General features: G+C 40.7%; 7 protein-coding genes. 6 read left to right on the top strand and 1 reads right to left on the bottom strand.

What is annotated here, in order from left to right:
* Positions 1-46: 46 nt before the first annotated feature.
* The 6 genes from AC07YT_RS21385 (at position 47) to AC07YT_RS21360 (ending at position 9,153) form a co-directional block, all read left to right on the top strand.
* Positions 47-1,018 carry a PorP/SprF family type IX secretion system membrane protein gene (locus AC07YT_RS21385; protein WP_086545771.1) on the top strand — a complete coding sequence of 324 codons (972 nt, stop codon included), beginning with the start codon at positions 47-49 and terminating at the stop codon, positions 1,016-1,018.
* Between the two features lie 44 nt (positions 1,019-1,062).
* Positions 1,063-3,024 carry an OmpA family protein gene (locus AC07YT_RS21380; RefSeq protein WP_086545772.1) on the top strand — a complete coding sequence of 654 codons (1,962 nt, stop codon included), beginning with the start codon at positions 1,063-1,065 and terminating at the stop codon, positions 3,022-3,024.
* Between the two features lie 418 nt (positions 3,025-3,442).
* Positions 3,443-4,762 (top strand): DNA polymerase IV, encoded by a 1,320-nt coding sequence (dinB, locus tag AC07YT_RS21375; protein ID WP_086545773.1) that lies wholly within the window; start codon positions 3,443-3,445, stop codon positions 4,760-4,762.
* A gap of 2 nt (positions 4,763-4,764) precedes the next feature.
* Positions 4,765-7,779, top strand: coding sequence for a DNA polymerase III subunit alpha (locus AC07YT_RS21370; protein ID WP_086545774.1), 3,015 nt, complete (start codon positions 4,765-4,767; stop codon positions 7,777-7,779).
* 11 nt (positions 7,780-7,790) lie between these two features.
* Complete coding sequence (locus tag AC07YT_RS21365) at positions 7,791-8,366, top strand: 2'-5' RNA ligase family protein (RefSeq protein ID WP_086545775.1); 576 nt, start codon at positions 7,791-7,793, stop codon at positions 8,364-8,366.
* Between the two features lie 277 nt (positions 8,367-8,643).
* Positions 8,644-9,153 carry a YdeI/OmpD-associated family protein gene (locus AC07YT_RS21360; protein ID WP_086545776.1) on the top strand — a complete coding sequence of 170 codons (510 nt, stop codon included), beginning with the start codon at positions 8,644-8,646 and terminating at the stop codon, positions 9,151-9,153.
* 154 nt (positions 9,154-9,307) lie between these two features.
* On the opposite strand, the gene AC07YT_RS21355 is transcribed toward AC07YT_RS21360, so the two are convergent.
* Positions 9,308-10,069, bottom strand: a complete 762-nt coding sequence (locus AC07YT_RS21355; RefSeq protein ID WP_086545777.1) for a polyprenol monophosphomannose synthase — start codon at positions 10,067-10,069, stop codon at positions 9,308-9,310.
* Positions 10,070-10,336 lie beyond the last annotated feature (267 nt).

Below are 10,336 nucleotides of genomic sequence, written 5' to 3'. Positions count from 1 at the left end.
TATAGTCTGGTTTTAAAATCAGACTATACTTTAAGATATTAAGAAGATGAAGAAATTAATATGGTTAATAGCAGGTTTGTTTTTGTTGCTTTCGCGGCCGGTATCTGCGCAGCAGGATGCCCAGTATAGCCAGTACATGTTCAACGGGATTTATATCAATCCCGCCTACGCCGGATATAAAGAGGTGCTGAATGTGCATAGCTTTTACCGTAGCCAGTGGACGGGTATTACCGGAGCACCTCGAAGCATGTCGCTGGCCGTAGATGCCATTGCAAACAGCGGCAACGTAGGTTTGGCCCTTCAGGTGGCAAGCGATAAGCTGGGTGCACAGACCAACCTGAGTATTTATGGCAACTACGCCTACCGCATCAGGATGAATGATGATGGTAGTTCGAGATTGGCGCTGGGCTTGGGTGTGGGCATGGTACAGTTGGGTATAGACGGATCACTGCTGAACCCGAACAATCCGGAACCAAACCAGCCAGTAGGCATGCAGAGTACCATTGTGCCCGATGCAAGGGCAGGGGTTTACTTTGCCAACGATAGGTTTTATGCGGGTTTCTCAGCCGATAACCTGATTGCCACTTACATCGATATCGACCGTTATGCCTTTATCCCACAGCCAAAACCACATTATTACCTGACCGCGGGCGCACTGTTTCCGCTTTCAGAAGATTTTCAGGTTAAACCTTCTTTTCTTTTAAAAGATGATCGGGGGGGACCAACGAGTTTAGATGTGAATGCATTTTTGATGATCAAAGATTTTATCTGGGTAGGCGGTTCGTACCGGACGGGTGTAAAGCTGTATGATAAAAGCTATTTGCAGCGTGATCTTACGCCCAGGAATTCTGCCGTAGCAGCGATACAGATTTTTCCATCAGAAAAACTCAGGATCGGTTATGGTTACGATTTTTCAATCGGCCCGTTACAAGGTTACAGCAGCGGAACACATGAGATTTCCATCGCTTATTCTTTTATCAGACAAAACATCAGATTGGCAACCCCAAGGGTATTTTAAACTAACTATATTCAGTATTTTTGACCAACTATCCCAACAACATAATGAAGAAAATTTTAATAGGTACCTGCCTTTCTGCATATTGTTTATTCGCATTCAGTTTTTCGGCAAATGCACAGTATGCATTAAAAGATGCCGATAAACAGTATGAGCTGTTTAACTACAGCAAGGCAATAGATTTATACGAACAAGCCTATAAAAAGAAACAAACCTTACATGCTGCAGAGCGTTTAGCAAATGCTTATGCACTTGTTTATAACTACAAGCAGGCCGAAAGCTGGTATGCCATTGCAGCTAAAATGCCGGGCAGTAGTCCGGAGAATATTTTGGGTTATGCCAAAGCTTTACAGGGCAATTCGAAATACAGCGAAGCAAAAGCCCAGTACCTCAATTACATTGATAAAAAGAAAGGTGTATCAGAAAAGCAGCAGGCTGTTTGGCTTGCCTCTTGCGATTCGGCTTTGAAATGGATCAGAAACCCGAAGAAAATCGAACTGATCAATCAACAAGCTTTAAATAGTATACAGTCTGATTGGGGTGCTGTTAATTACCAGGGTGGAGTTGTATTCACTTCCGACAGATCAAACAGCAAGTTAAACACGCCCGAAGGCAAACCGTTTTTAAGATTCGACGGCTCAAAAGAACCCGATAAAAAAGTATACGGCTGGACGGGTAACGGATACCTGAAATTATACATCAAACCGTCGGCAAACGATAGTCTTCAGTTGTTTCCTATAAAAACAGGTACCAGGTACCACGTCGGTTCGGCAAGCTTTACCGCGGATGGAAAAACCATGTATTTTACGCTCACCCGCATCACCGATGAACTGGAACGCTTAAAAAAACAACCAACAACCGTTAATGTAGAAATTTTTAGCAGTACAAAAGGTGCCGATGGTGTTTGGGGCGAGCCCGTTTCATTTGCTTACAATAATGTAAACAGTTACTCAGTTGGCGATCCTTTTATTACTACGGATGGAGATAGCCTTTATTTCGTATCGAATATGCCAGGTGGACAGGGCGGTACTGATATTTATGTTTGCCTAAAAACAGATGCTGGTGCATGGGGCAAGCCCATTAACCTGAAAGAAGTAAATACCGAAGGCAACGAACGCAGTCCGGTTTTTGATGAAAAGGATAACTTTTATTTTTCCAGCGATGGTAGAGTTGGAATGGGCGGATTAGACGTTTATCAGGCTTTAAGAGAAAAGGTTAATATTGGCCAGATCGAAAATATGGGTTATCCTTTCAATTCTCCCCAGGATGATTTTGGCTTTAGTTTAAACGAAAAAGGTGGTATCGTTTACCTTTCTTCCAATCGTGAAGGTGGTTTAGGTAGCGATGATATTTATGCTATTGATCAGAAAATGATCCTGGCTTTTAAATTAGAAGGCAGGGTATTTGATAAAAACAGCAACCAGCCAATTGCAGGTGCATTGGTAACCTTGGCAAAAGTAAACGGTGCTGTATTAAAAACTGAAACGGATGAGAATGGCGGTTATCGATTTAATTTAGCCAAAGAATCTGAATACAATGTTACGGGAGAGAAAACAAACTACAGGACTGATGTAGAAAACCTGGCAACGATTGGCTTAACAACTTCCAGCGTATTAACGCAAAACCTGTATTTAGAAGCTGTTGTAATTAACAAAGCAATTAAGCTGGAAAATATCTATTACGATTTCGATAAATGGAACATCCGCCCGGATGCTGCAGTAGAGCTGGATAAACTCGTTAAAATTATGACTGATAACCCAACCATCTGGATCGAATTAGGTTCGCATACCGATAGCAGGGGTAAGGATGCTTACAACCTAAGCCTATCACAAAAAAGGGCTGAATCGGCTGTAGCATATATCATTTCGAGGGGCATCGATAAAAACCGCATTACCGCACAGGGATACGGCGAAACACAGTTGTTAAACAAATGCAGCAACGGAGTAGAATGTAGCGAAGAAGCACATCAGTTAAACAGAAGAACAGAATTCAAAATCGTAAAACAATAAGCACAATTAAGATTTACAATATATTTTAATTTTTTAGTAGATGCCTCTGATGAAAATCGGGGGCATTTTTTATTCCCAGGGTTGGCGGCCAACAAGCCTTTTTTTTACCATATAAGAAATATAAGGGCATATAACTTATATTTTCTTCCATGACTTATATGGTTAAAATGGCTTAAAGTTTATCCATTAATTGATACATATCGACTTATCTAACTATAATAGAAGATCCTTTAAATAATAAAGTCATTAACCAGATATCAGATCAGCTCCGTGTCTCCGTGGCAGAAAAAAAGCTTAATTATAATCGTCATCTTTTAGCTAAAATTGTTAGTATTTTGTTTAAAAATAATCCAGCTTAATTTTTTATAAAACTAAAAATATTAGTATTTTTGATCTCAATCATCCCTATAATACGAGAATGGATAAAGAAAGGCAGATTATTCATATGGATCAGGATGCATTTTTTGTGTCGGTAGAAATCAGAAAAAATCCTAAGTTGTCGGGCAAACCTGTAATTATCGGTGGCGGCGGCGACAGGGGTGTGGTCGCTTCCTGCAGCTACGAGGCACGCCAGTACGGCATCCATTCTGCAATGCCCGGCAGGACGGCAAAATTGCTGTGCCCTCAGGCTATATTTTTAAAAGGCGATATGGAAGAATATTCCAAAGCTTCACACGAGATTACCGAGGTTATTGCCGATAAAGTCCCCCTTTTCGAAAAAGCCAGTATCGACGAACATTATATCGATATGACGGGTATGGACCGCTTTTTTGGCTGTATGAAATTTGCATCAGAACTCAGGCAGACCATTATCAGGGAAATGGGTTTGCCAATTTCCTTTGGTTTATCGATCAATAAAACCGTCGCCAAAATAGCCACGAACGAATCTAAACCAAGTGGTGAGATGCAGGTTACCTTCCCCCAGTTGCGGCCCTTTCTCGATCCTTTGGCTATCCACAAAATTCCGGGTATTGGTCATGCTACCTATAAAAAACTGAGCGAAATGGGTGTTCGCGAAATCCTTACGCTTACGCAGATCCCGCAACAGCTCATGTTTAAAATACTGGGGCAGCATGGCCTGAGTTTATGGCAAAAAGCAAATGGGATCGATCTTTCACCCGTGGTGCCTTACCGCGAAAGAAAATCAATCGGTACACAGGCCACTTTCGAAAGTGATACCATGGATATGGCCAAACTAAAAGCCATTATCACAGGGATGGTTACCGGCTTAACCTTCCAGCTGCGGAACCAGAAAAAACTAACCGCTTGTATTACTGTAACTGTACGTTATACCAATTTCGAAACCGTTACCCAGCAAGAACGCATTCCTTATACCTCGCTCGATTCATTTCTGATCAGTAAGGCACACAGCCTCTTCGAGAAAGTATATGCCAAACGGATGCTGCTTCGGCTGGTAGGCGTAAAACTTTCGCATTTGGTAAGTGGTTATGAGCAAATTGGCTTATATAATGTTGCCGAGGAAGAGTATAGTCTTTACCAGGCCATGGATAAAGTACGTAATCATTATGGTGCCGAAGCGGTGGTAAAAGCCTGTATTGTTACGCAACCGCCCCGCGATGAAACAGGAAAAGTAATCAAATACAATCCCCGCAAAAAGAAAATACTGATCAAAAATCAGGATGAAGAAACAGAAGAGCAACCAGAAGTAAAGAAGCGCTCAAAAATCAGAAGTTTTATGAGTGAAAAAGGAACAATAGGGACTAAATCTTATGATTAGCGATGTTTTTAAATGTGCACTCTTCTTATAGCCTGAAATATGGTACACTGAACATCGAGCAGTTGATTGCCACTGCCCGGAATTTGGGTATCCATCAAATGGTACTCACCGATATCAATAATTCAACCGGTGCGGTAGAGTTTATTCGCGAGTGTTATAAACAGGGCATTGCCAAAGAGGCCGACGAGATCCATAAAGGCAATATTCCCTATCAGATCAAACCGGTAGCAGGGATCGAGTTTCGGGTCGATCATAAATTGTTGTATGTGGGCGTTGCTAAGAATAGAGAGGGAATGCGCGAGCTGAATGAGTTTTTAAGCCACCATAACATCAACCATATTCCCTTGCCGCAAATTCCGCCTGAAATGGAAAATGTGTATATCATTTATCCCTTTCAAAAATCGTTTAACACTGTACTAAAAGGTAATGAATTTATAGGCATCCGTGCCAAACAGCTCAACCTTTTATACAAACATCCACTTTTAAAACAAAAGGAAAAACTGCTGGTTTGGCATCCTGTTACCATAAGTGATAAGATCACCTACCGTTTGCACCAATACCTTAGGGCAATTGAACTCAATACACTTTTAACTAAGGTACCCGATGAACAAAAATGCGATCCAGATGAATTCCTGATTCCGGAAGTGGAATTAACGCAGCAATTTGAACAGTACCCTTTCATTGTTCAGAATACCCAGCGTTTGTTGAACAGTTGCGATTTAAGTGTTTATTTTGAGGATGGCCCTGCACCTGTTTCTAAAAACAAGTTTTTTTATACCGGGGATTTCGAAGGAGATAAAAAAATGCTTCGGGAGCTTGCCGAAGAAGGGCTCAGGTACCGTTATGGCGAAAATAATACAGAAGCCATTGAGCGTTTGGAAAAAGAACTGCGCATCATCGAACTTAAAAACTTCTGTGCTTATTTCCTCATCACCTATGATATTGTACGGTATGCGATGACCGAATGCGGTTTCTACCATGTTGGCCGTGGCTCGGGTGCCAACAGCATTGTAGCCTATTGTTTGCGCATTACCGATGTAGATCCGATTGATCTCGACCTGTATTTCGAACGTTTCCTGCACGAAAAACGGACCAGCCCGCCAGATTTTGATATCGATTTCTCCTGGGATGAAAGGGAGGTAATACAACGGTATATCTTTGAACGCTATCCTAAATGGCACGTTGCTTTTTTGGGTACCATGAGTACTTTTAAAGACCGGGCAATTATCAGGGAAATCGGGAAGGTGCTGGGTTTACCCAAAGGTGAAATAGATAGTTTTACCGATCCCACCAAAGAACGCGAAAACTTACTCAATGCCACTTACCAAAAGTTATTGGCGGTGTATCAATATATGAAGGGGATGCCCAACCAGCGCTCTATCCATGCCGGGGGGATTTTGATTTCAGAAGAGCCGATTACCTATTATACCGCATTGGATATGCCGCCAAAAGGTTTTCCAACCGTACAGTGGGATATGTACGAAGCCGAAGCCATTGGTTACGAAAAATTCGATATTTTAAGTCAGCGGGGTATCGGGCACATCCGCGAAGCTGTACAGCTCATCAAAAAGAATAAAGCAAAGGATATTGATATCCACGATTTTAAAACCTTTAAAAATGATCAGAAATTGAATGGCATTCTTAAAGAGGGGCAGCCTATCGGCTGTTTTTATATCGAATCGCCAGCCATGCGGCAATTGCTCAAAAAACTGAAATGCGATAATTACCTTACCCTGGTAGCAGCCAGTTCTATTATCCGTCCGGGGGTGGCCAGCTCAGGCATGATGAAAGCCTATATCGAACGCTATCATGCACCCGAAAAAGTAGTTTACCTCTGCGAAGTGATGAAACAGCGGCTCAGCGAAACCTATGGGGTAATGGTTTACCAGGAAGATGTAATCAAAGTATGCCATTATTTTGCAGGCCTCGATCTGGCCGATGCCGATGTCCTCCGTAAAGCCATGAGTGGAAAATACCGTTCGAAACTGGCTTTTGATGAATTGGTAAATAAATTTTTTGCCTCAGCCAGAAAGGAAGGCCATTCAGAAGAACTGATTACCGAAGTTTGGCGACAGATATCCTCTTTTGCCGGCTACAGCTTTTCTAAAGCCCATTCTGCTTCTTTTGCGGTAGAAAGTTATCAGAGTTTATACCTCAAAACCTATTACCCCATGGAATTTATGGTCGCCGTACTGAATAACTATGGTGGCTTTTACAGTCGATGGGTTTATGTGCATGAGTTACAAAAAACCGGGGCACGTGTGCATTTGCCTTGTGTGAATCACAGTGATGACGTAGTGAATATAAAAGGCGAAGATGCTTATCTGGGTTTTATTGCTGTTCAGGGTTTAGAAGAAAAAAACATCAAAATTATTCCTGCTGAACGTCATACAAATGGTTTGTACATCGATCTCGAAGATTTTGTAAAACGGACCTGTATCTCATTAGAACAGGCTATTATTTTAATTCGGCTGGGTGCTTTACGATTTACCGGAAAAGATCGGAAAACCCTGCTTTGGGATGTACACAACTACCTTGGCTTTAAGCAGAAGAAAGTGAACCATGCCGAACTTTTTAAACTGAGTTATAAAACTTACCAGCTGCCGGAACTGGCTGATTCGGAACTGGAAAATGCTTATACAGAGTTAGAGTTATTGGGTTATCCGCTTAATTACGATATGTTCGATTTTTTAAAAACGCCTTACCGTGGCGATACCATGGCCGCTGATATGCACAAACATTTGGGTAAAACGGTAAGGATGGTAGGGAACTATGTTTGCGAAAAAACGGTACACACCATTAAAAATACCAAAATGTGGTTCGGTACTTTTTTAGATGCCAACGGCGATTTTTTCGATACCACCCATTTTCCCAATACCACACCCATGTATCCTTTTAAAGGAAAGGGCTGTTACCTGATTTTGGGCAAGGTGGTTGAAGATTTTGGTTTTCAAAGTATAGAGGTTTTAAAATTTGCCAAATTGGATATTCAAATGAACCCGGTAGCAATTGATTAAAATAAATTGATATGGATTTAAAATTGAAAAAAGACAGGTATTCAATAGTTGTTCACCCTCACCAAGAAGCTATTAATGATGTTAAAGTTTTGAAAGATATACTCTGGTTTAAAATTGGCTGGTATAACAGTAGAAATTCTGAGGCGCACATCACGATTATGATGTTTTGGGCAGACCAATATGAGTTGGAATGTTGCAAAAAGCGCATTGAGAAAATTTGTCGCTCACAAAGGCCGAAAGAAGTAATTTTTGATTCTTTAAGTGTATCAAAATTTAGCCATGCTGTTGTTTTACTTCCCAATGATTCATCCAAACCATACTTAAATGATCTTTTGAAAATCTTTCGAAAGGGACTTAAAACTAATTATGCTGTAAATGGGGCTAACGCGCATATATCAATAGGACGTGAACTGAGCTCGGCTCAAATTGATCAGGCAGCGCATTTGTATGGCAACATCAACTTAGAATTTAACTGTGATACAATTGCCATTCGTAAATTTGATAAAGTTAAACAACAATTTGTGGTAATTAATGAGTTTAAATTGTTGGGTAGCCCTTTAAATCATCATCAATATTCTTTGTTATAACTAGTTTATTTTGGTCATGAGCCGATTAATCTTGTTAATCGGCTCATGATTTGGCTTGTTTTTGAGCCGATTAATGCTTTTTTATAAGATCGTCATTCCCAACTTGATTGGGAATCTAAAGTTTATTGCATTAAGATTAGCTTCGCTGAGCACTGTGTGGTTCCCGCCTGCGCGGGAATGACGATCGATTATAGTTTGCGCTCGTTTCTAACGAGTATATCAGTAGCCTAGCGATTTAATCGTTTACTTGTTAAAACATAATTTTTATATTTAAACCATGATCCACTTTAAAGCAGAGATAGAACGTTTCGAAACCATGGGCGAAAAAACCGGCTGGAGTTATGTGTTTATCCCGGCAGCTTTGGCTAATGAAATTAAGCCCGACTGTAAAAAGAGTTTCAGGGTAAAAGGAAAGATAGATCAGCTGGAGATTAATGGAATGGCAACCATCCCAATGGGAGAGGGCGATTTTATTATTGCCCTGAAAGGTGAAGTCCGTAAACAATTAAGAAAAGAAGCTGGAGCAAGCGTCGAACTTTATTTAGAAGAAGATAAAGATTTTAAGATTGAAATGCCTGAGGATCTGGAAATCTGTTTATCAGAAGAGGAACATTTAATCCGGAACTTTTTAAAACAGCCTAAATCGCATCAAAACTATTACATCAACTGGATTAACCAGGCTAAAACCGAGCCCACACGCACCAAACGGATCGTAATGACGGTTAAAGCAATGGATAAAGGACAGGATTTTGGCGCAATGATCAGGGAATCGCAAGGTAAGGCTTAGTTTAAGTCTGTAGTCCTCAGTTCTTAGTCGTGAGTCGGGGAGATTGGTTAATACAAAATAGCCCGGCATACAGGCTGATAAGATTTGCTGATCAGCAATATATGGATCAAATTATAACGATGGACTATTAACTATATGCCATGGACTAAAGACTCTAGACTCCCGACTTCGGACTCCCAACTTCAGCCTTCCGACTATAATTTCTAAACCAGCTCCAAACCTTCATTTGTATTACCCCTAAAAAAGCTTCCCTGAAAATACGGGTACTCATTTTTGATGTGCCTTCGGTACGGTCGGTGAAGATGATTGGAACTTCGACTACTTTAAAGCCAAATTTAATGGCAGTAAATTTCATTTCGATCTGAAACGCATAACCAACAAATTTGATTTTATTTAATGGAATGGTTTCCAGCACAATTTTGCGGTAACATTTAAAGCCGGCAGTCGCATCCTGAATGTTGATCCGGGTAATCATACGCACATACATTGAAGCAAAATACGACATTAAAACCCTGCCCATTGGCCAGTTTACCACATTTACACCCTTAACATACCTGGAACCAATGGCTACATCAGCGCCATTTACACAAGCTTCGCGTAAGCGCGATAAGTCGTCAGGGTTGTGCGAGAAATCGGCATCCATTTCGAAAATGTAGGCATAATCGTGTTGTAAGGCCCAGTTAAAGCCGTAAATATAAGCCGTACCCAAACCTTGTTTACCCGCACGTTCTTCAATAAATAAATGCCCTTCGTATTCGTCCTGTAACGATTTTACAATTTCAGCCGTTCCATCAGGAGAACCATCATCAATAATTAAAACATGAAAAGGCTGTGTTAAAGAAAAAACCTTTCTAATGATTTTTTCGATGTTTTCCTTCTCGTTGTAGGTGGGAATGATGACTAAACTATCTGACACGTTTGTTGTGGTTTTTAATAATGTAAGCTTCTTGTGTTTATATGATGTGCTACAATTGCTTTTAAACTGCGAAAGTAAATATTTAATGTGAAACCTTTATGAATTTTCATTAATAACCCACGATTCGGCTCTTATTTTATTCGTAATTTTTAGGGTATGGTCAGTATGAGCGTAGTCTAAGACTTTATCCCAGTATTTCCCGCAGATTTTGCAGATCAGCGCAGATTACCTTTCAAGGTACAAAACCATTGTTCCTAAACCCGAGAG

Source organism: Pedobacter sp. GW460-11-11-14-TSB4 (assembly GCF_059423705.1).
The sequence above is the reverse complement of the archived record's forward strand: the minus strand, read 5'-3'. Positions and strand labels throughout refer to the sequence as shown.

What these genes read in the sequence shown, in the direction of transcription:
- AC07YT_RS21385 (WP_086545771.1), top strand. Translation starts at nt 47, where the DNA reads ATGAAGAAATTAATATGGTTAATAGCAGGTTTGTTTTTGTTGCTTTCG.
- AC07YT_RS21380 (WP_086545772.1), top strand. Translation starts at nt 1,063, where the DNA reads ATGAAGAAAATTTTAATAGGTACCTGCCTTTCTGCATATTGTTTATTC.
- dinB (WP_086545773.1), top strand. Translation starts at nt 3,443, where the DNA reads ATGGATAAAGAAAGGCAGATTATTCATATGGATCAGGATGCATTTTTT.
- AC07YT_RS21370 (WP_086545774.1), top strand. Translation starts at nt 4,765, where the DNA reads ATGTTTTTAAATGTGCACTCTTCTTATAGCCTGAAATATGGTACACTG.
- AC07YT_RS21365 (WP_086545775.1), top strand. Translation starts at nt 7,791, where the DNA reads ATGGATTTAAAATTGAAAAAAGACAGGTATTCAATAGTTGTTCACCCT.
- AC07YT_RS21360 (WP_086545776.1), top strand. Translation starts at nt 8,644, where the DNA reads ATGATCCACTTTAAAGCAGAGATAGAACGTTTCGAAACCATGGGCGAA.